This window comes from Streptomyces sp. NBC_00306 (genome assembly GCF_036169555.1).
GTDB lineage: Bacteria > Actinomycetota > Actinomycetes > Streptomycetales > Streptomycetaceae > Streptomyces > Streptomyces achmelvichensis.
Genome location: NZ_CP108032.1, coordinates 4,925,277 through 4,948,388, shown reverse-complemented (window position 1 = coordinate 4,948,388; position 23,112 = coordinate 4,925,277). Strand labels below are relative to the sequence as shown.

At 71.3% G+C, this 23,112-nt stretch carries 16 protein-coding genes and 1 riboswitch; of the genes, 6 read left to right on the top strand and 10 right to left on the bottom strand.

Features of this window, described 5'->3' with window-relative positions; genetic code table 11:
- Positions 1-60 precede the first annotated feature (60 nt).
- Positions 61-1,506: a sigma factor-like helix-turn-helix DNA-binding protein gene (locus tag OHA05_RS22120; protein WP_328861514.1), complete on the top strand. Its 1,446-nt coding sequence runs from the start codon at positions 61-63 to the stop codon at positions 1,504-1,506.
- Between the two features lie 107 nt (positions 1,507-1,613).
- Here OHA05_RS22120 and sucD read toward each other — a convergent pair whose 3' ends face one another.
- The 7 genes from sucD to OHA05_RS22085 all read right to left on the bottom strand — a co-directional run bounded on the left by sucD (position 1,614) and on the right by OHA05_RS22085 (position 11,236).
- Entirely contained in the window at positions 1,614-2,498 is an 885-nt protein-coding gene (gene sucD / locus OHA05_RS22115) for a succinate--CoA ligase subunit alpha (protein WP_313944591.1), read from the bottom strand.
- Between the two features lie 21 nt (positions 2,499-2,519).
- Positions 2,520-3,701, bottom strand: coding sequence for an ADP-forming succinate--CoA ligase subunit beta (gene sucC, locus OHA05_RS22110; protein WP_313944592.1), 1,182 nt, complete (start codon positions 3,699-3,701; stop codon positions 2,520-2,522).
- 477 nt (positions 3,702-4,178) lie between these two features.
- Complete coding sequence (locus OHA05_RS22105; protein WP_328861513.1) at positions 4,179-5,087, bottom strand: hypothetical protein; 909 nt, start codon at positions 5,085-5,087, stop codon at positions 4,179-4,181.
- A gap of 106 nt (positions 5,088-5,193) precedes the next feature.
- Complete coding sequence (locus tag OHA05_RS22100; protein ID WP_328861512.1) at positions 5,194-6,207, bottom strand: hypothetical protein; 1,014 nt, start codon at positions 6,205-6,207, stop codon at positions 5,194-5,196.
- A gap of 93 nt (positions 6,208-6,300) precedes the next feature.
- Positions 6,301-7,587: a vWA domain-containing protein gene (locus OHA05_RS22095; RefSeq protein ID WP_328861511.1), complete on the bottom strand. Its 1,287-nt coding sequence runs from the start codon at positions 7,585-7,587 to the stop codon at positions 6,301-6,303.
- The gene (locus OHA05_RS22090) at positions 7,584-10,127 is read right to left on the bottom strand and encodes a DUF5682 family protein (RefSeq protein ID WP_328861510.1); all 2,544 of its coding nucleotides are present in this window, start codon (positions 10,125-10,127) and stop codon (positions 7,584-7,586) included. Before OHA05_RS22090 ends, OHA05_RS22095 begins: the two co-directional genes overlap by 4 nt.
- Positions 10,124-11,236 (bottom strand): ATP-binding protein, encoded by a 1,113-nt coding sequence (locus OHA05_RS22085; RefSeq protein WP_328861509.1) that lies wholly within the window; start codon positions 11,234-11,236, stop codon positions 10,124-10,126. Before OHA05_RS22085 ends, OHA05_RS22090 begins: the two co-directional genes overlap by 4 nt.
- Before the next feature lie 118 nt (positions 11,237-11,354).
- Here OHA05_RS22085 and OHA05_RS22080 point away from each other — a divergent pair, with 118 nt between their 5' ends.
- Both OHA05_RS22080 and OHA05_RS22075 read left to right on the top strand, forming a co-directional pair.
- Positions 11,355-12,704 carry an SWIM zinc finger family protein gene (locus OHA05_RS22080; RefSeq protein ID WP_328861508.1) on the top strand — a complete coding sequence of 450 codons (1,350 nt, stop codon included), beginning with the start codon at positions 11,355-11,357 and terminating at the stop codon, positions 12,702-12,704.
- 27 nt (positions 12,705-12,731) lie between these two features.
- Entirely contained in the window at positions 12,732-14,351 is a 1,620-nt protein-coding gene (locus OHA05_RS22075; RefSeq protein ID WP_328861507.1) for a DUF5691 domain-containing protein, read from the top strand.
- Between the two features lie 287 nt (positions 14,352-14,638).
- On the opposite strand, the gene OHA05_RS22070 is transcribed toward OHA05_RS22075, so the two are convergent.
- Positions 14,639-15,052, bottom strand: coding sequence for a cobalamin B12-binding domain-containing protein (locus OHA05_RS22070; protein ID WP_313944600.1), 414 nt, complete (start codon positions 15,050-15,052; stop codon positions 14,639-14,641).
- A 372-nt stretch (positions 15,053-15,424) separates the two neighbouring features.
- Here OHA05_RS22070 and OHA05_RS22065 point away from each other — a divergent pair, with 372 nt between their 5' ends.
- Together OHA05_RS22065 and OHA05_RS22060 are read left to right on the top strand one after the other, a co-directional pair.
- Positions 15,425-16,396 carry an esterase/lipase family protein gene (locus OHA05_RS22065; RefSeq protein WP_328861506.1) on the top strand — a complete coding sequence of 324 codons (972 nt, stop codon included), beginning with the start codon at positions 15,425-15,427 and terminating at the stop codon, positions 16,394-16,396.
- Positions 16,397-16,631: 235 nt separating this feature from the next.
- Positions 16,632-18,248 carry a M23 family metallopeptidase gene (locus tag OHA05_RS22060; protein ID WP_328861505.1) on the top strand — a complete coding sequence of 539 codons (1,617 nt, stop codon included), beginning with the start codon at positions 16,632-16,634 and terminating at the stop codon, positions 18,246-18,248.
- A 123-nt stretch (positions 18,249-18,371) separates the two neighbouring features.
- Here the strand turns inward: OHA05_RS22060 and pcrA are convergent, their stop codons facing one another.
- Positions 18,372-20,849 carry a DNA helicase PcrA gene (gene pcrA / locus OHA05_RS22055; RefSeq protein ID WP_328861504.1) on the bottom strand — a complete coding sequence of 826 codons (2,478 nt, stop codon included), beginning with the start codon at positions 20,847-20,849 and terminating at the stop codon, positions 18,372-18,374.
- Positions 20,850-21,199: 350 nt separating this feature from the next.
- Positions 21,200-21,363, top strand: a riboswitch (cyclic di-AMP (ydaO/yuaA leader).
- 2 nt (positions 21,364-21,365) lie between these two features.
- Here pcrA and OHA05_RS22050 point away from each other — a divergent pair.
- Positions 21,366-22,538 carry a C40 family peptidase gene (locus tag OHA05_RS22050; RefSeq protein ID WP_328861503.1) on the top strand — a complete coding sequence of 391 codons (1,173 nt, stop codon included), beginning with the start codon at positions 21,366-21,368 and terminating at the stop codon, positions 22,536-22,538.
- A 99-nt stretch (positions 22,539-22,637) separates the two neighbouring features.
- Here the strand turns inward: OHA05_RS22050 and OHA05_RS22045 are convergent, their stop codons facing one another.
- Positions 22,638-22,991, bottom strand: a complete 354-nt coding sequence (locus OHA05_RS22045; protein WP_313944605.1) for a hypothetical protein — start codon at positions 22,989-22,991, stop codon at positions 22,638-22,640.
- Positions 22,992-23,112 lie beyond the last annotated feature (121 nt).

Sequence of the window (23,112 nt, the reverse complement as noted above, 5' to 3'; positions counted from 1 at the left end):
TGTCGCTCAATATACGTTTATGTACTTTTCCGCAGAGTGCTGCGCTTCGGGGAGCCCGTCATGACCCAGAGCACGACACGCTCCGGTTCGAGCACTCCGCTGCCCTCCCCCAAAGAGCGCCGCAGGCTGCGCGAGGCGAAGTCGATGAGCGAGCAGGAGCTCGCCACCGCCGTCGGCGTCACGAAGGCCACGATCCGGTCGTGGGAGAGCGGCCGCAGCGCCCCCCGGGGTCGCCGGCGTGAGATGTACGCCAAGCTGCTGACCGAGGCGGACCCGGACCCCGGCTCGCAAACGGAAGCGAAGGCGAAGGCGGAAGCGGAAGCGGAAGCGGTATCGGGCACCTCCGCTCCGGAGACGAACCCCTCGGCCGAAGCCGCTGCCCCGGTGAGGAAGCCCGTCGCGTCGGCCGCCCGCCCGGCTGCCGAAGAGGCAGCCATCGAGGTGCCCCGGGAGACGGCCGGGGACCCGGTGCCGGTGGAACTGAAGCCGGTGCGGACGGCGTCGCCGGCAGCGGACCCCGAGCCGGACGACGCCACAGCGGAGTTGCCGCCGACGGCCGGGGACGGCGGGTCCGGCGCCGACGACATGGGTGAAGGCGCAGGCGGATGCCGCCCCGAAGGCGCTGGCGAGGTCGGGAGCGAGCCCGGCACGGACCAGGCGGCAAGAACGGCTGCCGATACTGAGCCCCGGGACCAGCGGCCCGTGTCCACCCCCGCCGAGGCCTTCGACGCCCTGTACACGTACAGCGCCCCCGGCCTCGTACGCCAGGCCTATCTGCTCACCGGCCGGCGCAGGCTCGCCCACGAGTCCGTCGAGCGCGCCTTCCACCTCGCCTGGCAGCGCTGGCCCGAGGTGGCCCGCGACCGCGACCCCGCGGGCTGGGTGCGGGCGGCCGCGTACGAGTTCGCCATGTCGCCCTGGCAGCGGCTGCGCCCCGTCCACCGGCACCCCGACAACCCGCCGCTCGTCGACAGCGAACAGCGCGAACTGCTCGAAGCGCTGCTGGAGCTGCCGCCCCCGTACCGCCGCACCCTCCTGCTCTACGACGGTCTCGGTCTCGACCTGCCCGACACGGCCGCCGAGACGGAGGCGAGCACTCCCGCGGCGGCGAACCGTCTGCTGCACGCGCGCGAGGCCATCGCCGAGCAGCTCCCCCACCTCAGCGACCCCACGGTCCTGCGCAATCAGCTGCTCGCCCTCGCGAACTCCGGTCCCGTGCCGCAGCTGAACCCGCCCCGGGCCGTACGGACAAGCAGCGAACGCCGGGCCTGGCTGTGGACCCGGGCCGCCCTCAGCGTCACCACGCTGATCATGGGCGCCACGGGCTTCACTCTGGCCACGGCGCCGACACAGTACGAGCCGGCGGTCTCTCCCGGCCACGAGGTGGGCGGAGTACCGCCGCTCGCCGGGCCGCAGCCGATCAACCCGCGAAGTCACATGCTGCGCCAGAAGCTGCTGTCCGAGCCGGTCCACGGCCCCGAACGACTGGTACCGACGATCCCGTAGACCGGCATGGGCCGGCCACGCGGACGGCCGGACACGCGGACGGGCCCGCGCCTCGTCATGAGGCGCGGGCCCGTCCGTGCGTACGGCGGAGATTCAGGCGGTGACGATCAGCCGCCGAGGATCTCGCGCGCGAGCTTGGCCGTCTCGGTCGGCGTCTTGCCGACCTTGACGCCCGCGGCCTCGAGGGCCTCCTTCTTCGCCTGCGCCGTGCCGGACGAGCCGGACACGATGGCGCCGGCGTGGCCCATCGTCTTGCCCTCGGGGGCGGTGAAGCCCGCGACGTAGCCGACGACCGGCTTGGTGACGTTGGCCTTGATGAAGTCGGCCGCACGCTCCTCGGCGTCGCCGCCGATCTCACCGATCATCACGATCAGCTCGGTCTCCGGGTCGGCCTCGAAGGCCGCCAGAGCGTCGATGTGCGTGGTGCCGATGACCGGGTCGCCACCGATGCCGACGGCGGAGGAGAAGCCGATGTCACGGAGCTCGTACATCATCTGGTAGGTCAGCGTGCCGGACTTCGACACGAGACCGATGCGGCCGGGCTTGGTGATGTCGCCCGGGATGATGCCGGCGTTGGACTGGCCGGGGGTGATCAGGCCGGGGCAGTTCGGGCCGATGATCCGGGTCTTGTTGCCCTTGCTGGTGGCGTACGCCCAGAAGGCGGCGGAGTCGTGCACCGCGATGCCCTCGGTGATGACGACGGCCAGCGGGATCTCGGCGTCGATCGCCTCGACGACGGCCGCCTTGGCGAAGGCCGGCGGCACGAAGAGCACGGAGACGTCCGCCCCGGTCTTCTCCATCGCCTCGGCGACGGAGCCGAAGACGGGCACCTCGGTGCCGTCGAAGTCGACGCTGGTGCCGGCCTTGCGCGGGTTCACACCGCCGACGATGTTGGTGCCGTCAGCGAGCATGAGCTTGGTGTGCTTCATGCCGGTGGCGCCGGTCATGCCCTGGACGATGACCTTGCTGTCCTTGGTGAGGAAGATAGCCATGACTGTGGTGTCCCTCGTCCCTTACTTCGCAGCCGCGGCGAGCTCGGCGGCCTTGTCGGCCGCGCCGTCCATGGTGTCCACGCGCTGCACGAGCGGGTGGTTCGCGTCGGAGAGGATCTTGCGACCCAGTTCCGCGTTGTTGCCGTCGAGGCGCACGACCAGCGGCTTGGTGACTTCCTCGCCCTTGGACTTCAGCAGCTCCAGGGCCTGGACGATGCCGTTGGCGACCTCGTCACAGGCGGTGATGCCACCGAAGACGTTGACGAAGACGGACTTGACGTCCGGGTCGCCGAGGATGATCTCGAGACCGTTCGCCATCACCTCGGCGGAGGCGCCGCCACCGATGTCGAGGAAGTTGGCGGGCTTGACGTTGTTGTGCGCCTCACCGGCGTACGCGACGACGTCGAGGGTCGACATGACCAGACCCGCGCCGTTGCCGATGATGCCGACCTCGCCGTCGAGCTTGACGTAGTTGAGGTTCTTGGCCTTGGCGGCAGCCTCGAGCGGGTTGGCTGCGGCGTGGTCCACGAACTCCTCGTGGCCCGGCTGCCGGAACTCGGCGTTCTCGTCGAGCGAGACCTTGCCGTCGAGGGCGATCACGCGGCCGTCGGCGACCTTGGCCAGCGGGTTGACCTCGACGAGGAGCGCGTCCTCGGCGATGAAGGTCTTCCACAGCGTCACGAGGATCTCGGCGACCTGCTCCGCGACCTCGGCCGGGAACTTCGCCTGCGCGACGATCTCGCGGGCCTTCTCGAGGGTGACACCCTCGTTGGAGTCGACCGGGACCTTCGCGAGGGCCTCGGGGGTCTTCTCCGCGACCTCCTCGATGTCCATGCCGCCCTGGACGGAGGCCATGGCCAGGAAGGTGCGGTTGGTGCGGTCGAGGAGGTACGAGACGTAGTACTCCTCGGCGATCTCGGGCGCGGTCTCGGCGATCATCACCTTGTGGACCGTGTGGCCCTTGATGTCCATACCGAGGATCTGACCGGCCTTCTCGACCGCGTCGTCCGCGCCGTCGGCCAGCTTCACGCCGCCGGCCTTGCCGCGGCCACCGACCTTGACCTGCGCCTTGACGACCGACTTGCCGCCCAGACGCTCCGTAGCCTCGCGCGCCGCCTCAGGCGTGTCGATGACTTCACCGGCCAGCACCGGTACACCGTGCTTGGCGAAGAGGTCCCTCGCCTGGTACTCGAACAGGTCCACGCGCGTCCGTCCCTTTTCTCATCATCGCGGTTCGTTGTCTGCGTGGGCGTGCCGCGAAGGGCAACGTGACTGCGGTGTCACAAGGAAGGCGTACACGGTGTCCGGGCACGCGGCATGTCCGCCTCGCAGGTTATCCCCGTGGAACGTGGCTCCCTAAATTGCAGCTCACAGATGAGCGGTGATAACAGTCACAGATCGCACCACCGGCCACGCGAACAGATCGCACCATCGGCCACGCCACCGACAGATGCCTGCGGACACCGGCGGACACCTTCGGGGGACGCGCCCTGAGCCGGGCGGCCCTCACCCCAATGAGGACCGCCCGATGACCCGGCCCGGGCCGTTGCTTCCTTGCTGCCCACCGGGTCGGCAAGGTATTCGCCCGGGTATCCGGCGATTTCGACAGATGCCGCCGGATCCGTACCGGACCGGTGCCGGATCTGTTCCGTAGCCCGGACGGATCTGTCCGGTGCCGACTCAGATGCCGTACGCCGGGGCTGCCGGGACGTAGCTCGGCGTCACGGCGGCTGCCGTCCCCTGGACGCCCTCGACGGCGTTGCCCGCGAGCGGGTGGACGTCGGCGGTGACGGTGCCCGTCAGGTCGTGGGCGAAGGGCTGTACGCCGGAGAGCGCGGCACCCGCGAACGGCCGCACGTCCCCGGTCACACCCTGCGCCAGGCTCCCCGCGCTGCCGCCGACGCCGTGCGCGACCGGCTGCACGTGGGAGACGACGGTGTCGACCACCGGCCGGACCGAACCGGCCACACCGCCGGCGAACGGGCCGACCTCGGAGACGACGCCCCCGGCCAGGGGCTGGACACCGGAGACGATGCCGCCCGCGAACGGCGACACCTCGCCGACGACGCCGCCCGCGAGGACACCCGCGTCACCCACGGCCCGGTCGGCGACGGGGAGGACCGAGTCGACGGCGGTGGCGGCGACGGGCGGGAGCACGGCGGTGGCCGTCTCGTCGACGACAGGACCCGTGGCACCGACCGTGCCCCGGACCTGCGCCTGCGCGTCGGCCGGGACCCGCTCGAGCTCGGGAGCGAAGTCGGACAGAGGACCGAAGAGGTAGTCGATCTCCCCCTGCGCCTCGGCGGCGGTGCGCTCGACGTCGTGCGCGGCGTCGTGAACGAGGTGCTGGGCCGTCGGCTCGAGGTCCCGGGCCTCGGGGAGGTCCTTCACCTCGGGGACGACCGCGGTCTTCGGGGCGGCGGGTGCCTCGGGGAGCTCCGGGGCCGCCGGGAGCTCGGCCGCCAGGTCCGGCGTGGAGAGCGGCGCGGAGACGGGCAGCTCGTCGGCGCTGGCCATGGCGGTCCCGAGCGCCCACATCCCGGAGGCAGTGGCTGCTACGGCTATGGAACGGCGAATGTTCTTGTTCATGCTGGCTTCTGATCCTTCGAAAGCGTTTCGGCTGTCCGGAGTCGTCCGGACGGCGGGCAGACCTGTCCCACCCCCGCGCGGGAGGTCTCGGGGGGAAAGGGCTGCCCTAGCCGGGGAATTCGAGGATGTCGCCGGGTCGTTCGCGCGTCGGCTCACCGGCCGCCGCCAGGACCGCGCCGGGCGCCGGCGCGAAGGCCGTACCGCCCGCCGGGTGCGTCGCCTGGTCGCCGGGCCGCGGTGTGTGGCTGTCGCCGGACTGCTGGAGCGCGCCGGGCACGATGCCGCACGGCTTCCCGGGCGCCTGCCCGGGCGCGGGCGCCGGGGCAGGGCTGTCCACCGTGGTCCGGGCAGCGGCAGCCGCACGGACGGAACGGTCCACGCCGAAGATCCGGTGCACGGCCGTCGCTGCCGTCGCTGCCGTCGCTGTCGGAGTTCCGGCTGCGGGTCCGCATGTACCGGCGGGGAACGCGGGGTTGAGCGCCGAGTTGTCGGCGGACGGGAGCTGCGGTGCTGTCTGCGGCTCGTTCCCGTCGAGGGACGGCGTACCGAGAGGCGGTGTCAGGCCCTGGGGAAGGCCGGGCGCATGGGGAAGGCCAGGCGTCTGGGCCAGGATCGGCTTCATCGACCCGGCGAGCGATTCGGCGAGTGACTCGACCAGGGGCTGAGCGACCGGTTCGACGATCGTCCGGTTCAGCGGCCGCGTGACGGGTCGGGCGGCGTCGCGAGCGACCGCGCGCACCGGCTCGGCCATCTCCCGGGCGGGCCGCAGCTCTTGGACCGGCTTCGGGACGTCCGCGGCCGGTACGGGCTCTCCGCGGTCGGCGGACGCCGACGCCCCCGAGGCTTCCGAGGAACCCGAGGTCGCCGCACCCCGCACGACGTCCTCCGTGGCACCGCGCATGTCCTGTGCCGCGCCGGCCCCAGCAGTCGTCACCGTCTCCGCGGGGACCGTCGCCTCCGCCGCGTACGCCTGACCCCCATAGAGGAACCCGACCGTCACCAGGCCGCCGAGGAACAGCAGCACCCGCAGCAGCCGCCCCCGCACCGCAGGCCGCTGGACCGCCGCCCCGCGCACGACGCGCAGAACGGCAGCAGCGGAGGGCGCAGCTGCGGCAGACACGGTGAGAGACCTTCCCCATCGGCGGAAGCGGACGTTCCGCGTCGATCGGGGACGATGCTCGCACGTTCCTCCCGGGGCTGCGCAAGTCCCCTGTTACTGATGAGCCGCCATGTCCGGTATGGGCAGTGGTCGTTTCTCGATCGCGGCCGCCATCACGTCCGGGAAGAGGTCGGGCGTACAGGCGAAGGCCGGTGCGCCCAGCGCCGAGAGGGCCGCCGCATGCTCCCGGTCATACGCCGGTGTCCCTTCGTCGGACAGAGCGAGCAACGCCACGAACTGCACACCCGACGCCTTCATCGCGGCCACCCGTTTGAGCATCTCGTCCCGGATGCCGCCTTCGTACAGGTCGCTGATCAGGACCACCACGGTGTCGGCGGGCCGGGTGATCTGCGACTGGCAGTACGCCAGCGCCCTGTTGATGTCCGTACCGCCGCCGAGCTGGGTGCCGAAGAGCACATCGACCGGGTCGTCCAGCTGGTCGGTGAGATCGACGACCGCGGTGTCGAAGACGACGAGCCGGGTGGCGATGGAGCGCATGGAGGCGAGGACCGCGCCGAACACCGAGGCGTAGACGACGGACGCGGCCATCGAACCGGACTGGTCGATGCAGAGCACGACGTCCTTCTTCACGGACTGCGACGCCCGCCCGTATCCGATCAGCCGCTCGGGGACGACGGTGTTGAACTCGGGAAGGTAGTTCTTGAGGTTCGCGCGGATGGTGCGGTCCCAGTCGATGTCCCGGTGACGCGGGCGGTTGATCTTCGCGGATCGGTCCAGCGCCCCGGTCAGCGTCGATCGCGTCCGGGTCGCCAGCTGCTTCTCCAGGTCGTCGACGACCTTGCGCACGACGGCCCGGGCCGTCTCCTTGGTCGTCTCGGGCATCGCCTTGTTGAGGGAGAGCAGAGTGCCGACGAGGTGGACGTCCGCCTCCACGGCCTCCAGCATCTCGGGCTCCAGCAGGAGCGTGGACAGCCCCAGCCGGTCGATGGCGTCGCGCTGCATCACCTGGACGACGGAACTCGGGAAGTACGTACGGATGTCGCCGAGCCAGCGCGCCACGGACGGCGCGGAAGCACCGAGCCCGGCCGAACGGCCGCGGCTGCGGTCGCCGGCGGGCCGTCCGCCGCCGTTGCCGTAGAGCGCGGTCAGGGCTCCGTCGATCGCCACGTCGGTCCCGGCGAGGGAGCAGCCCGTGCCGTCCGCCGACTCGCCGCCGAGGACGAGCCGCCACCGGCGCAGCCGCTCGTCGCCCGGCGCCGCCTTCGCCGCGGTCCGCTCCCGCGTCGTCGCATCGGTCGACGTCACGTCGGTCGTCGCCGGACGAGTCGTCGCCGGAGTCGTCGTTGCATCTGTCGTCGCCGGTTCAGTCGTCCGGGTCATCGGCCCGCCCCCGCAAGGTCGTTGTCGTCGATTCCGAGCAGCATCCGCAGCACGGGCAGCACGGCGTCCGCGCGCTCCTCGTCCAGACCAGCGCCGAAGCCGGGCATCCCCGCCTGCGGCCGCGCCGCACCGCCGGACGCCGCGGCGGGTCCGCGCCGGACCAGTTCGCCGAGTGTGCGGCGCACGCCCGGCTCGTACGCGGAGAACGTGCGGCGCAGCAGCGGCAGAACGTCGGTGAACGCGTCCGCCGGCACGCTCGTCAGCCAGGCGTCGACCAGGCCGAGCAGGCGCTCGTCATGCACGAGGAGCATGCCGCCCCCCGACGCTCCGCCGACGAATCCCTCGATCCAGGCCGCGGCTTCGGCGGGCGGGGTGCCGAGCGAGAGGGCGAGGCTCATCAGCCGCGCGGCCTCGTCCTCCTCGAGCCGCCCGTCGTCCAGCAGCAGCCGGGCGGCCCGGCCGCGTATCACCCCCGGTACGGTGTCGCGGCCGGCGAGCCGGTGCAGCACCGACCCCCAACGGCTGCTCAGTTCGGCGGCCGTCGGCAGCAGCCCGATCGCGGTGTGGACCGCGTCCAGATGGCCGCGCATCTCCGCGGCGCCGTCCGCGTCGAGGTTCGTGCACGCGGGCGGCAGGCCGACGCAGATCCGCTCCGCGAGCCCGGTGGCGACCTCGCCGAGCGCGGCGGTGTCGGTGGACCGTACGTCGCCGTAGCGCAGCGAACGGGCGAGGGCGGGCAGTGCCTGGGCGAGATGTCCGACGTCGGTGTCGAGCGCGGCGCGGTCGGCGAGCGCCTTCATCACGACGGAGAGCGCGTCGGGCAGTTCGGCCAGCAGGCACTGCTCGGCGAGCGTGGTCACCTCGGCGAGGGCGATCGCCGACACCGCTTTGCTCTCCGCCTTCGCCGTGGCGGCAGAGAGCACCGTGGTCCCCCACACGCCGGCCTCGGCGACCTTGACGAACAGCTCGGGCTCCCAGCGCAGCCGCCAGCTCTCCCGGAAGGTGCCCGTGCTGCCGCGTCCCGTCACGGGCTCGCCCCAGCCGACGGACAACAGGCACAGCCGGTGCAGAAGCCGGCTCTTGGCCGCGTCGTTGTCCTTGCGCAGATCCAGCTCCACCTCACGCTCCAGCGCCTCCGGCTTGAGCCGGAGACTGCGCTGGAGCCGGGTGAGATCCCGCTGCAGAGGCACGGCGGGGGCGGCGTCCGGTACCTCGCCGAGCACGTCCCCGACGACGAGCCGGTCCCGGATCAGGTCGAGCGGCACGTCGGAGCCGTCGCACATCACGGCCCGGATCGCGTCGGTCGTCTCGGTCAGTCCGGCGAGGGGGCGGCCGCGCATGGCCGCGAGGGTCTCGGCCAGCCGGACGGCCTCGATGACATGCGCGGAGGAGACCATCCGATCCTCGTCGCGCAGCAGCCGCGCGACCTTGGTCATCCAGCGCTCGACGGGACGGTCGGGTGCCTGGAACAGATGCCCGTACCAGCCGGGAGAGTCGATGCCCGCCCCGTACCCGCTGTGGCGGGCCAGCCGGCGATGGGTCCACGGCACCCAGGTCATCTCCGTCTTGACCTTGGGGAGTCCCTTGAGTAGCGCCCTGTCGGCGGTGAGGGTGGTCTTCTCCGCGAGCGCCGGGACGTGCCAGGCGCCGCAGACGACGGCGACATCGTCGCCGAACTCCTTGCGCGCCGTGCGAAGTTGGATCCGCATATGGGCCTCGCGGGCCAGGTCGCGGTCGTGCCCGCCGTGTCCGTACATCCCGCGCAGCGCGGCCATGGCCTCGCCGAGAGCGGCAAAGGGCGCACGCGGGTCGCCGTCCGCACCGCCCGTGCCGCGGTGCTCGATGACGTCCTCCCACCACCGCTCGGGGTCGTCGTACCCCGCGGTCTCGGCGAGGACGGCGATGGGGTCGATGCGCATGCCGGCGTCGGACGGCGCGCTGTCCGCGCCCGCTCCCGGCTCCCCCGGGACGGCATCCCACCCGGGGTCCCCGCTCCGGGCCGACGGCGCCTGCGACGAGGGCCGGTCCGACAACGGCTCGTGCGGCGACGGCTCGTGCGATGACCGTTCTTGCGGAGACAGCTCGGCCGACGGTGCGACGTCCGGCACCGCGTCCCATCCCGGGTCCGCCGAACCCGCCGCGGGCCGTTCGGGATCAGCGCCCTCCAGCGGGCCGGGCTCCTCGCAACGCGCCCGGCCGGCTGCCTCCTCCTCCGCCGCGAGGGCCAGCGAATGCGCGGCCGGGAGGTCGATGAAGCGGACCGGGACATCCCGGCCGAGCGCCCAACGCAGGGCGACCCACTCCGGGGAGAACTCGGCCAGCGGCCAGAACGCCGCCCGCCCTGGATCGTCCACGGCATGGGCCAGCAGAGCGACCGGCGGCTGCATCTGCTCGTCCGCCGCGAGCGCGAGCAGGGCGTCCCCCTCCGGCGGGCCCTCGATCAGCACCACCCGGGGAGACGCAGCGTCCAGCGCCGCCCGCACCGCATGCGCCGAGCCCGGTCCGTGGTGACGGACGCCGAGCAGCAGCGGGCCCGTCATGCGCTCACCTCGCGGCAGGCACGGTAGAAGTCCTTCCAGCCGTCCCGCTCGCGCACCACGGTCTCCAGGTACTCCTGCCAGATGACCCGGTCGGCCGCCGGGTCGCGCACGACCGCGCCGAGGATGCCGGCCGCCATGTCGCCCGGCCGCAGCACGCCGTCCCCGAAGTGCGCGGCGAGCGCGAGGCCTCCGGTGACGACGGAGATCGCCTCGGCCGTGGACAGCGTGCCCGACGGCGACTTGAGCTTGGTGCGGCCGTCGGCGGAGACGCCTTCGCGCAGCTCGCGGAAGACGGTGACGACGCGGCGAATCTCCTCCAGGCCCTCCGGCACGGCCGGCAGGTCGAGCGAGCGGCCCAGCTGGTCGACGCGCCGGGACACGATGTCGACCTCCGCCTCCGACGTCGCGGGCAGGGGCAGCACCACGGTGTTGAACCGGCGGCGCAGTGCGCTGGAGAGGTCGTTGACCCCGCGGTCGCGGTCGTTGGCCGTGGCGATGAGATTGAAGCCGCGGACCGCCTGGACCTCCTGCCCCAACTCGGGGACGGGCAGCGTCTTCTCGGACAGGATCGTGATCAGCGTGTCCTGGACGTCCGCGGGGATACGGGTGAGCTCCTCGACCCGGGCCGTCATGCCGTCGGACATCGCGCGCATGACGGGACTGGGCACCAGGGCGTCGCGGCTGGGGCCGTGGGCGAGCAGCTGCGCGTAGTTCCATCCGTAGCGGATCGCCTCCTCCGGTGTGCCCGCCGTGCCCTGCACGAGCAGGGTGGAGTCGCCGCTGACCGCGGCCGCGAGGTGCTCGGAGACCCAGGTCTTGGCGGTGCCGGGCACGCCGAGCAGCAGCAGGGCCCGGTCGGTGGCGAGCGTGGTGACGGCGACCTCGACGATCCGGCGCGGTCCCACGTACTTCGGTGTGATCACCGTGCCGTCGGGCAGTGTGCCGCCGAGCAGATAGGTGGCGACCGCCCAGGGCGACAGCCGCCAGTTGACCGGACGCGGCCGGTCGTCGGCCGCGGCGAGCGCCGTCAGTTCGTCCGCGAAGGCGTCCTCCGCATGCGGCCGCAGAGCCTCGGCACCCGTGGCATTTCCGGTTTCGGACACGGTCATGCTTCCTCCTCCAGATCGTTCGATCCGATGTGGTTCCCACCGTGCACCATGGCACTGACAATCGACCGTCGTCGCAGGTCAGACGGGTTTGTCAGTGGCCGCCCGTAACGTCGTCAGCATGAATCAGCAGGGGGTGCGCTGGACGTCGGAACAGGTGCTGGCACTGGCTCCTGACGACGCATCACGCAAAGCGGGAAACAGGCTCGGCATGGCCGGGCCGTGGTCCGAAGCAGGCACGAGCGGCACGGGAGCGGTGTGGGGGCTGTGCAAGGGCAGTGGCAGCAGGCCGTATCAGACGGTCGTGGACACCACGGGGCCCGCGTACAAGTGCAGTTGTCCGAGCCGGAAGTTCCCCTGCAAGCACGCACTGGGGCTGCTGCTGCTCTGGGCGGGGGACGAGAAGGCGGTGCAGGCCGGCAGTGCGCCGGACTGGGCCGAGGAGTGGCTGGAGGGGCGGCGCAAGCGCGCCGTGGAGAAGGAGGGGAGCGACGGCGACGCAGGGGCGCCCGCCAGGAGCGCCGACCCGGAGGCGGCCAGGCGGCGGGCGGAGCGCAGGGCCGGGCGGATCACGGCGGGTGCGACGGAGCTGGAGCAGCGGCTCGGCGATCTGCTCCGCGGTGGACTGGCGGCGGCCGAGCAGTCGGGGTACGGACTGTGGGAGGAGACCGCGGCCCGCATGGTCGACGCCCAGGCGCCGGGACTGGCGGCCCGGGTGCGGGAGTTGGGTGCGATTCCGGGATCGGGGCCCGGCTGGCCGGTGCGGCTGCTGGAGGAGTGCGCGCTCATCCATCTGCTGGACTCGGCGTGGCTGGGGATCGAGCGGCTGCCGCACCCGCTGGCTGCGGCGGTGCGTACGCGCGTCGGTCTCACCTCGCCCGCCGAGGGTCCGCCGGTGCGCGACGCGTGGATGGTCCTCGCCCAGTACGACACGTCCGACGGCAAGATCACCACACGCCGTACGTGGATGCACGGGCGGTCCTCCGGACGTACGGCGGTGATCTTGTCCTTCGGCGCGGCAGGCCGTTCTCCGCAACTGGCCCTGCCGGTGGGCATGATGATCGACACCGAGCTGACTTCTCATGCCGGCGCGGGGCAGTTGCGGGCGGACCTGGGCGAGCAGTTCGGCACACCGGTCCCGATCGCGTCACCGCCGCCCGGCGGTCCGGTGGCCACCGCGCTCGATTCCTACGGACGAGCTCTGCGGGACGATCCGTGGCTGGACTCCTGGCCGGCGACCCTGACCGAGGTGATACCCGTGCCGGCCGGCGACGGGTGGCAACTGGCCGACGCCGACGGTGAGTCGGCGCTGCCCCTGACACCCGGCACCCTGGGCCGGCCCGGTCTGTGGAAGCTCGTCGCGCTGTCCGGGGGCGGCCCGGTGACCGTGTTCGGGGAGTGCGGGCACGAGGGCTTCACCCCCCTCGCCGCCTGGTCCGACGACGCGGCCGAGACGGTTCCCCTCGTCTGAACTGTGAAGGTACGGAGGACGCCACCCATGACCAGCATCACCGATGACGCCCTGTGGGAAGAGCTCGTCACCTCTGCCCTGCTCGGCACCGACCGCCGCACACCGCCGGAGACGGTGACGGCCACGGGCAAGGACGCACCCGCGGCACTGCTGGACGCCGCGGCGATCCACACCGTGCGGCGCAGGGCGGGTCTCGTGCCGGCTCCGGCGGCCGCCCGTCCGGAGCCCGCGCCGGAGGACACCCGCCAGCACCTGCCGGTACCGGCCCGGCGCCGGCTGGCACAGCTGCTGGCCGACCGTTCCGCTCCCTCCTCGGGAGGCCGCAGAGGTACGGCCCCCGACCTGACCGAGCTGCTGCCGCAGTGGCTGGCCGCCGCCAACGAACAGGGTTACCGGGTACCGCCACCCCTGCTGCCCGCGCTGCTGGACGCGGCCCGGGCGCGTACGGACCTGCGGCCGCAGGCACTCGCCTTCGCCGGGGCGCGCGGGCTGTGGCTGGCCCGGTTCAATCCGGAGTGGAAGTTCGCGCTGCGCGGCTCGGCGGGCGGCGGTGCCCTGCTGCCCGACGTGACCGACGAGGAAGCGGTGCAACGACTGTGGGAGGAAGGCCTGTTCGCCGAGCGGGTCGCGCTGCTGGCGGCCGTGCGGGCGCATGACGCGGACCGGGCGAGGACGCTGCTGGCCGGCACCTGGCCGACCGAGCGGGCCGAGGACCGGCTGATGTTCCTCGACTCCCTGCGTACGGGACTGACGGATGCGGACGAGCCGTTCCTGGAGCAGGCGTTGACCGACCGCAGCCGCAATGTCCGGGCGACGGCGGCCGAACTCCTCTCCGCGCTGCCGCACTCCGCGCTGGCCGGGCGGATGGCCGCACGGGCGGTGTCGTGCGTGGGACCGGACCGCAGTGGGGACGGCAGCAGTGCGTCGATAGCCGTGGAGGCACCGCACGAGTGCGATGCGGATATGCAGCGCGACGGAGTGGTGCCCACCCCGCCGACGGGACGGGGTGAGCGCTCGTGGTGGCTCGGCCAGCTGGTGGAGGCTGCGCCCCTGACCGTCTGGGCCGAGCGGCTGGGCGGGCGTTCGGCACAGGAGATCGTGGCGCTGCCCGTCGCGGACGGCTGGGGCGAGGAGCTCCACGCGGCCTGGTGCCGGGCGGCGGTCCGCCAGCGGGACGCGGACTGGTCCCGCGCCCTGCTCGGCCCGCCGGGCACCCCGCCGCAGACCGGCCCCGGCACGTCGTCCCTGGCCGAGCGGTCGAAACTGCTCGCGACGCTGCCGGAGGACGAGCGGGCGGCCTGGGTCGCGCGGTTCATAGCGGCGCACGGACTGTCGGAAGCGTTCCAATTGCTCGGCGTCTGCGAGGTCCCCTGGTCGGAGCCCCTGGGCCGCGCCGTGGTGGATGCCCTCGACATCGCCCGCGACGCCGGCAGCTACCCGTGGAGCTTCAGCGGGGTGATGGGTCTGGCGGAGCGCTGCCTGGATCCCGCGGAGGCGAGCCGCCTCGACCTGCTGACGGCGACGCCGGACGAGGCGGAAGGGGCGTCTCCGGGGGCGGGGGGCTACTGGTCGGAGGCGTTCCAGCGCCTGGTCTCGACGCTGAGGCTGCGGGAGGCGATGCGGCAGGAGCTGATGCCGCCGGCCTAGCGGGACTCTGTCGCGAGGCCGGCCCGCCACGGACCAGGAATTACGTGCTCGGGCCGGCCCTCCGCGGACCAGGAATCACAGGCTCGGGCCGGCCCGTCACCGGCCGGCGACAGGAGGCGCGATCCGTCACGGACCGTGACGGAACCGACCGGGTCCCGGCACAGCCGTCGCCCACAGCGACCATCCGGAGAGGAGCACACCGGCCGTACGGCCCACGGCGCCCGGCCGCACGCCCTGCGACACCCCACCCGGGCCTGCCGTGAGGCACAGCCGCTGGGCCGTTCGGGTCACGCTCCGGCGGGCTCGCGGACGTTCGCGTTGACCCAGTCGACGATCGACGTCGTCGTCGCTCCCGGCGTGAAGATCTCCGCCACGCCGAGCTCCTTCAGCGGTGCGATGTCCGCCTCCGGGATGATGCCGCCGCCGAAGACCTTGATGTCCTCCGCCTCGCGCTCCTTCAGGAGCTCGATCACCTTGGCGAACAGGGTGTTGTGGGCGCCCGAGAGGATCGACAGACCGATCGCGTCCGCGTCCTCCTGGATCGCCGTGTCCACGATCTGCTCGGGCGTCTGGTGGAGCCCGGTGTAGATGACCTCCATACCCGCGTCGCGCAGCGCTCGCGCGATCACCTTGGCCCCGCGGTCATGGCCGTCGAGCCCCGGCTTGGCCACCACTACGCGGATCGGACCGGTCACACCCATCACTGCCTCCACACCTGACTCCGTCGTCAGTGAACGAACGTTATCTCCAGCATCCCGCACCCGACCGTTTCGCGGAGGTCAGCGAGGGGGAAATCACACATGGGACAAGTTCGCTAAGCGTCGTACCCGTACCAGGCGGCACACAAGCCGCCCACGGGGACGATCACAGGGAGCCGCTTCAGGGTCGTACCTCCCCTGCCGTCAGCCGCGCGGCACCGGGGTACGGCACCTTTGCCTTTGGCCCGCCGCCGTCCCCGGTGTCGATACCGGCATCCGGCGCCGGGCCAAAGGCACAAGGTCGTACCTGCGGAGGCCCCATGAGGGCACACGGGGGACGGTGTCGTCTCCTGCGTGCCGTACGGAGGTCGGCCCATGACGGCGGTGCCCTTCATTTCCCTGAGTCTGCGCCCCGTGCGCCACCTGCGAAGCCTCTGCAACCTCAGAGTTCCTGTCACCTTTCTCCAGGCCACCGCCCTCGAGCTGGCGATCCTCGCCGGGCATCTGCTGCTCTACCCGTCCGGGCTGTTCGCCGAGCGCCCCGGCCCCGGCCACCCGCAGGACGGCGACCCCGCGCCGGGCGACGGCCGTCACCGCCGGGCACAGGACGAGGGCGCCTGCAACCCGCGCCCCCTCGATGCCGAGCCGGCGTCCGAGTCCGAGTGCGCGCCCGTGCCCGCCGCCACCGCGCTGCCGACCGGCTCCGGAGCCGTCCGCCCGCCCGCCGTGCTGCTCCACGGCTTCGTCGACAACCGCTCCGTCTTCGTCCTGCTCCGCCGCTCACTGGCCCGCCACGGCTGGCGCCATCTGGAGTGCCTCAACTACTCCCCGCTGACCTGCGACATCCGCACCGCCGCCGAGCTGCTCGGCCGGCACATCGAGGAGATCTGCGCGCGTACCGGCCGCAGCGAGGTCGACATCGTCGGGCACAGCCTCGGCGGACTCATCGCCCGCTACTACGTGCAGTGTCTCGGTGGTGACCAGCGGGTCCGCACCCTCGTCACGCTCGGCACCCCGCATTCCGGCACGACCGTCGCCCCGCTCGCCAGCGCCCACCCGATCGTGCGGCAGATGCGCCCCGGCTCGGCCGTGATCGAGGAGCTGCGCCGCCCCGCACCGGGCTGCCGTACGCGCTTCGTGAGCTTCTGGAGCGACCTGGACCAGCTGATGGTTCCCGTCGAGACGGCCTGTGTGGACCATCCGGACCTCATCGCCCAGAACGTGCAAGTCAGCGGAATCGGCCATCTCGCCCTGCCGGTGCACCCCGCCGTCGCCGCCGGAATCCGGCAGGCACTCGAGACGAGCACATCGTCGGCGGACGCGTCCGGAGCCGTTTCGGTTGCCTGAGCCGCCGCCCCAGCGGTTACGGATTGTCGAACGTTTTTCGAACGTAGGGCCAAAGCTCTGCCCACAGTCCGCCGAAACACGGCCGAATGCCCGTTTCCTGATTGCCTAAAACCTGCGGAAGATTGTCGCCGTCGCATACCGCCGGGTACAGTCGCCGCCACTGCGTTCGCTCTGGGACCTGATTGCACCGTGGCCCCTGAACACAGGTCCTGCTGCCGAGGCGAGAGAGAAGTTGGTGAACGACCAGCACGCCCACGCCGGGTACGTCGGATATGACGGGTACCCCTCCGGCAGCTTTGAAACCGACCCGCTCTTCGGTGCGCTTCCGGGACACGAGGCCGGACACAGCGGTCAGTACGACTCGTCCCAGTGGGACACCGGGTCGCACCAGGCAGGCACCGCCGGTTACGACGTGTACGGCGCGCAGCACCAGGCAGAGCAGGCCCAGCAGTTCACCGAGGCCACCGGCCAGTACGCCACCGTCGGTCAGTACGACGCGACGGGCCAGTACACCACCGCGCAGTACGACGCCGGTGTGCAGGCCGGGGTCCCCTACGACCCGAGCGGCCAGTACGACGCCACCGGTCAGTGGGACGCATCCGCGTGGAACCAGGGTGCGCAGACAGGCCAGTTCGAGACGGCCGCGGCCGCCTTCACCTACGACGCCACCGGCCAGTGGGCGGTGCCGGGTTACGAGACCGGCACCTACGACGCCACCGCCTGGAACACGGGCGCGGAGGCCGTCGTACCGCAACAGTTCACGCCTGAGCAGGAGTTCGGCACTGAGCTGCGGCCGGAGTTCTCCGGTGAGTACACCCCGGACCACACGCAGGAGTACGCGGAGCAGTACGAGCCCGAGGCCACGCCCGGCTACGACTCCCCCGTCGAGGACGTCCAGAACGTCCAGGACACGCAGTACGCGCCGGAGTACGACACCGCGTACGGGTCCGAGTTCGACACCGACCACGAGACCGAGCAGCACACCGACGACAGCACGGCCATGGACGCCGACTCCGTCGAGGAGCCGGGTGACGAGAGCGAGCTCGAGCCCGCGCTCATCGGTGCCGCCCCGGTCACGCCGCGCCCCGTCCGCCGGTCCGGCGGCAGCCGCGGCCGCCGCCGCACTCCGGCCAAGCGCTCCGCACTGCTCACCGTCGCCGTGCCCTCCGCCTGTGTGATGGGCGTCGCGGGCATCGCCGCCGCTTCGGTCAGCGGCATCAGCGGCGGTGAGACCAAGGACAACGGCACCCAGAACCTGGCTGCCGCCGATCCGGCATCGGTCAAGCCGGCCGCCGCGAACAACAAGATGGACACGCAGCTCGCCGCGCTCAGCGCCGATGCCCGCGACTTCGGCGACCGCGCCTCCCGCACCCAGGAACGCCTCGACCTCAAGGCGCGCCAGGAGGCGGAGCGCAAGAAGCGCCTGGAGGAGGCCAAGCGCCTCGAGGCGCTGCGCCCCAAGTTCGTTCTTCCCGTGAAGCAGGGCGGCCTCAGCGCCTACTACGGCCAGGCCGGCGTCAATTGGATGTCCCTGCACTCGGGTATCGACTTCCCGGTGTCGTACGGCACCGAAGTGATGGCCGCGACCGACGGCACCGTCCGTACGCAGTACAACAGCGCCTACGGCAACATGGCCATCGTGACCGCGGCGGACGGCACCGAGACCTGGTACTGCCACTTGAGCACGACCAAGATCCGGTCCGGCTCGGTCAAGGCCGGTGACGTGATCGCGTACTCCGGCAACTCCGGCAACTCCACCGGCCCGCACCTCCACTTCGAGGTCCGGCCCGGCGGCGGCGCGGCGATCGACCCGCTGCCCTGGCTGCGCAGCCACGACCTCGACCCCGCGTAGCCCGACCCTGGCGTAGCCCGAACCCCGTACACCAGCGGGACGTGGTCACATGGCCACGTCTCCACGCAGCCACGCGTCGGTCCGGCCGGCCGCTCGTCGCAGCCGGCCGGCACCCTGCCCGCGCTAGAGCTTCTGCACCGGTGCGTACCGCAGCAGCAGCCGCTTCGGCTTGGCGTCGCCGAAGTCGATCGTCGCCTGTGCGTCGGCGCCCGACCCCTTCACCTCGGTGACGGTCCCCAGGCCGAACTGGTCGTGGGTCACACGATCGCCGACCGCCAGCGAGATCACCGGCTTGTCGGTCGTCCGCCGGGTGGCGAACCCCGACGCCCCGCCTCCCGACCGTGAGCGCGACGACGACAGCGACGACGCGATACCCCCGGTCGGTCCGGCCGGCGCTGCCATCGGGCCGGTGCGCTTCCAGTCCAGGTGCTGTCCCGGGATCTCCTCCAGGAACCGCGACGGCGGGTTGTACGAGGGCTGTCCCCAGGCACTGCGCATGGAGGAGCGCGTCAGATAGAGGCGCTCGCGGGCGCGTGTGATGCCGACGTACGCCAGCCGGCGCTCCTCCTCCAGCTCCTTGGCCTGGCCGAGCGCGCGCATGTGCGGGAAGACGCCGTCCTCCATACCGGTCAGGAACACCACCGGGAACTCGAGGCCCTTGGCGGTGTGCAGCGTCATCAGGGTGATGACTCCGGAGCCGTCCTCGTCCTCGTCGGGGATCTGGTCGGAGTCGGCCACGAGCGCGACCTTCTCCAGGAACTCGGCGAGGGTGCCCGCACCCTCCTCCTCGGCCCGCTCCTGCTCGAACTCCAGCGCCACCGCCGCCAGTTCCTGGAGGTTCTCGATCCGTGTCTCGTCCTGCGGGTCCGTCGACGCCTGCAGTTCGGCGAGATAGCCGGTCCGCTCCAGAACGGCTTCGAGGACGGTGGCCGGTCCGGCGCCCGATTCGACGACCGTACGCAGCTCCTCCATCAGCACGTTGAACCGCTTGACGGCGTTCGCCGAGCGGGCCGCCATGCCGTACGCCTCATCCACCCGCCGCAGCGCCTGCGGGAAGGTGATCTTCTCGCGCAGGGCGAGCGCGTCGATCATCGCCTCGGCGCGGTCGCCGATGCCGCGCTTGGGGACGTTGAGGATGCGCCGCAGCGGGACGTTGTCCTCGGGGTTGGCGAGGACGCGCAGATAGGCCAGGACGTCCCGGACCTCCTTGCGCTCGTAGAAGCGGACTCCGCCGACGACCTTGTAGGGCAGGCCGACCCGGATGAAGATCTCTTCGAAGACGCGGGACTGTGCGTTCGTCCGGTAGAAGACCGCGACGTCACCGGCCTTGGCGTCGCCCGCGTCCGTGAGCCGGTCGATCTCGTCGGCGACGAACTGGGCCTCGTCGTGCTCGGTGTCGGCGACGTAGCCGGTGATCCGGGCGCCCGCGCCGGCGTTCGTCCACAGGTTCTTGGGACGGCGGCTCTCGTTGCGCTCGATGACGGCGTTGGCGGCGGAGAGGATCGTCTGGGTCGAGCGGTAGTTCTGCTCCAGCAGGATCGTCTTCGCGTCCGGGTAGTCCTCCTCGAACTGGAGGATGTTGCGGATGGTCGCGCCGCGGAAGGCGTAGATCGACTGGTCGGCGTCGCCGACGACGCACAGCTCGGCAGGAGGCAGGTCCTCCTGCCCGGTGCCCACCAGCTCGCGTACGAGCGTGTACTGAGCGTGGTTGGTGTCCTGGTACTCGTCCACCAGCACATGGCGGAAGCGCCGCTGGTAGTGCTCGGCGACGTCCGGGAACGCCTGGAGCAGATGGACGGTGGTCATGATGATGTCGTCGAAGTCCAGGGCGTTGGCCTCGCGCAGCCGTGCCTGGTACATCCGGTACGCCTCGGCCAGCGTCTTGTCGAAGCCTCCTCCGGCGCCCTCGGCCTCGCTGCCCCCGCCGACCTGGTCGGCGTAGCTCTCCTCGTCGATCAGCTCGTTCTTGAGGTTCGAGATCTTGGCGCTGAAGGCCTTCGGCGGGAACTTCTTGGGGTCGAGATCGAGATCACGGCAGACGAGTGCCATCAGCCGCTTGGAGTCGGCCGCGTCGTAGATCGAGAACGACGAGGTGAAGCCGAGCTTCTTGGACTCCCGGCGCAGGATGCGGACGCAGGCGCTGTGGAAGGTCATGACCCACATGGCGTTGGCGCGCGGGCCGACCAGCTGCTCGACGCGCTCCTTCATCTCGCCGGCGGCCTTGTTGGTGAAGGTGATCGCCAGTATCTGGCCGGGGTGGACGCTGCGCGTCCCCAGCAGATGGGCGATCCGGTGCGTGAGCACGCGGGTCTTGCCGGAACCGGCGCCGGCCACGATGAGCAGCGGCGATCCGGTGTGCACCACGGCGGCGCGCTGCTGTTCGTTCAGTCCGTCCAGCAGGGCGGCGGGGTCCACGATCGTGCGCGGGGCGCCGTTGCCGTGGTAGGCGTCCCGGGCCGGGGGCACGTCGAACGCGCCCTGGAAGAGATCGTCCGGGATCTCCTCTCCGGGCCCGTCTCCGGGCTCCTCGGGGTGCGGCGGGGGCTCCTCCGAGGTGTGCTGGAGGTTCGCCAGGAAGCTGTCGTCAAAGAGGCTGCTCATCGCTCTACGAGTCTAGGCCGCGGCACTGACAGCTCGCGGCCGCATTGCCATACGGCCCCTGCCGCCCTGCCCGGGAGCGTGACGACCCGGCCGGAGGGCCGGGACAGCGCGGCGCGTTCGACCGCCGTACGCCGGTCCCGTACCACCGATGCACCCAATCCCGCACGACTCCGACAACACTCTGCACCTTTTCGAACGCATTGCGTCATCTCGCGAGCACGTCGGCCGCCCGATCGATAAGGTCACGAAAATGTATCGGGCATATCGAACATCAACCTTCACAGGAGCCACACGAGTTGGTTAGCGTGCTCGATCAGGCAGCCCGTCCCCCGCGGCGATCCACGCCAAACGGGCAGTCAGCGCCGAATTCGGGCTTTTCCCAGAGAAGTTCGGAACCGGGGACCCACCATGCACAACCGGGGTGAATCGGACCCGCACCAGCACGGTCCGTAGGGCGATCTTCCGTTCCGCCCGAACCCGACAGCTAACCCGGTAGGCGGTCAACGGAAGAAGGAGATGTCGGCCTTGGCGTCGCATCGCAAAACGCGAAGTCGAACCGTGAAGACCTCCCCCGCCGTCGGTTTCACGACGGCAGCCCTCGCATCCGTCACGCTGCTGTCGACGCAGAGCGCCAACGCGGCGCCGAGCGACCCGAAGCCGTCGGTCGAAGAGGTGCAGAAGAAGGTCGATGACCTGTACCGGCAGGCCGGCACCGAGACGCAGAAGTACAACCAGGCGAAAGAGGCGACGAAGGAGAAGCGGCAGCAGGTCGGCAAGCTCCTCGACGAGAACGCGCAGCGCACGGAGAAGCTGAACGAGTCCCGCCAGGTGCTCGGCAACTACGCCGCCGCGCAGTACCGCTCGGGTGCGGTCGCCCCGACCGCAGCGCTGCTGTTCGCGGACAGCCCCCAGCAGTACTTCGACCAGACCCAGCTGATGGACCGTATGACGGACCGTCAGCGGGATGTGATCGCCGATTACGAGACCCAGCGGGCAGCCGCGGCCAAGCAGCGGGCAGCGGCGACCGAGAGCCTGGAGTCGCTCACCCGGTCGCAGCGGGCGCTGCGCACCAGCAAGCAGGACGTGCAGGCGAAGCTCGCCGAGGCACGCGACCTGCTGTCGAGGCTGACCGCCGAGGAGAAGGCGCGACTGGCCGCGATCGAGCGCAAGAAGGCGGAGGAGGCCCGCCGCAAGGCCGAGCAGAAAGCCGAGCAGGAGGCGAAGGCCGAGGCGGAGCGGCAGCGGCAGCGGCAGGAGAAGGAGCGCGAGCAGAACCAGGGCGGCACGGGCACGGCGCCCGGGACCGGCACGGGCTCCGGTTCTTCCGACGGCACCTCCACCGCCAAGGCGGCCAAGGTCCTCGACTTCGCGCGCGCCCAGATCGGCAAGCCGTACGTCTGGGGTGCGGCCGGCCCCAGCTCGTACGACTGCTCGGGGCTGACGCAGGCCGCCTGGAAGACCGCGGGCGTGAGCCTGCCGCGCACCACCTGGGACCAGGTGAAGACCGGCAAGCAGATCGGGACGAAGGACCTGCTCCCGGGGGACCTGGTCTTCTTCTACGACGACATCAGCCACGTGGGCATCTACATCGGTGACGGCAAGATGATCCACGCGCCGAAGCCGGGGGCGAACGTCCGCGAGGAGTCGATCTTCTCCATGCCGATCCACGGCAGCGTTCGCCCGGCCTGAGCCGGCCGCACACCGGACGCCCGGGCCCGAGGGTGCCCGGGCGTTCTCATGCCCGGAGCGGAGACGGCAGCGGGCGTTCTCATGTCCGGTGCAGCGCGCTCACGTCCACAGCGTGGCGATGAAGATGTTCGCGACCGTCAGCCCGCCCACCGCGGCGAACAGCGGCTTCTCCACCGACTCCTCGTCCCGCTTGACGTAGACCAGTCCCAGGATCACCACCAGCACCGCCAGCTTGATGCCGATCTTGAGGTTGTTCACGGTCTGGTCGTCCGCCTGGTTGAGGCCCACCAGCGCCACACCCGTGACGAGCATCGTCAGCGCGCCGTGCAGCATCGCCGGGCCGAAGCGCGCCGTCCCCTCGGACATCGCCTTCATCTGCGTGAGGAAGCCGCCCAGCAGGGACGCGATGCCGATGATGTGCAGGGCGACGAAGACATTGATGAGTACGTCCATGCGGCGGAGCCTAACTCCCGCCATATCACCCCCTTCAGGCCGGGTGTGCCTCATTCGGCACATCGGTCACAGAGGTGCGGAGAAGGGACGTGAGCGGGCCGGATCGGCTTGCAGAAAGCGC

Coding starts and splice junctions, on each gene's coding strand:
- OHA05_RS22070 (WP_313944600.1), bottom strand. CDS start 15,052: ATGGGTGTGACCGGTCCGATCCGCGTAGTGGTGGCCAAGCCGGGGCTC.
- OHA05_RS22065 (WP_328861506.1), top strand. CDS start 15,425: ATGACGGCGGTGCCCTTCATTTCCCTGAGTCTGCGCCCCGTGCGCCAC.
- OHA05_RS22050 (WP_328861503.1), top strand. CDS start 21,366: ATGTCGGCCTTGGCGTCGCATCGCAAAACGCGAAGTCGAACCGTGAAG.
- OHA05_RS22075 (WP_328861507.1), top strand. CDS start 12,732: ATGACCAGCATCACCGATGACGCCCTGTGGGAAGAGCTCGTCACCTCT.
- OHA05_RS22105 (WP_328861513.1), bottom strand. CDS start 5,087: ATGAACAAGAACATTCGCCGTTCCATAGCCGTAGCAGCCACTGCCTCC.
- OHA05_RS22090 (WP_328861510.1), bottom strand. CDS start 10,127: ATGACGGGCCCGCTGCTGCTCGGCGTCCGTCACCACGGACCGGGCTCG.
- OHA05_RS22045 (WP_313944605.1), bottom strand. CDS start 22,991: ATGGACGTACTCATCAATGTCTTCGTCGCCCTGCACATCATCGGCATC.
- OHA05_RS22120 (WP_328861514.1), top strand. CDS start 61: ATGACCCAGAGCACGACACGCTCCGGTTCGAGCACTCCGCTGCCCTCC.
- sucD (WP_313944591.1), bottom strand. CDS start 2,498: ATGGCTATCTTCCTCACCAAGGACAGCAAGGTCATCGTCCAGGGCATG.
- OHA05_RS22080 (WP_328861508.1), top strand. CDS start 11,355: ATGAATCAGCAGGGGGTGCGCTGGACGTCGGAACAGGTGCTGGCACTG.
- OHA05_RS22095 (WP_328861511.1), bottom strand. CDS start 7,587: ATGACCCGGACGACTGAACCGGCGACGACAGATGCAACGACGACTCCG.
- OHA05_RS22085 (WP_328861509.1), bottom strand. CDS start 11,236: ATGACCGTGTCCGAAACCGGAAATGCCACGGGTGCCGAGGCTCTGCGG.
- pcrA (WP_328861504.1), bottom strand. CDS start 20,849: ATGAGCAGCCTCTTTGACGACAGCTTCCTGGCGAACCTCCAGCACACC.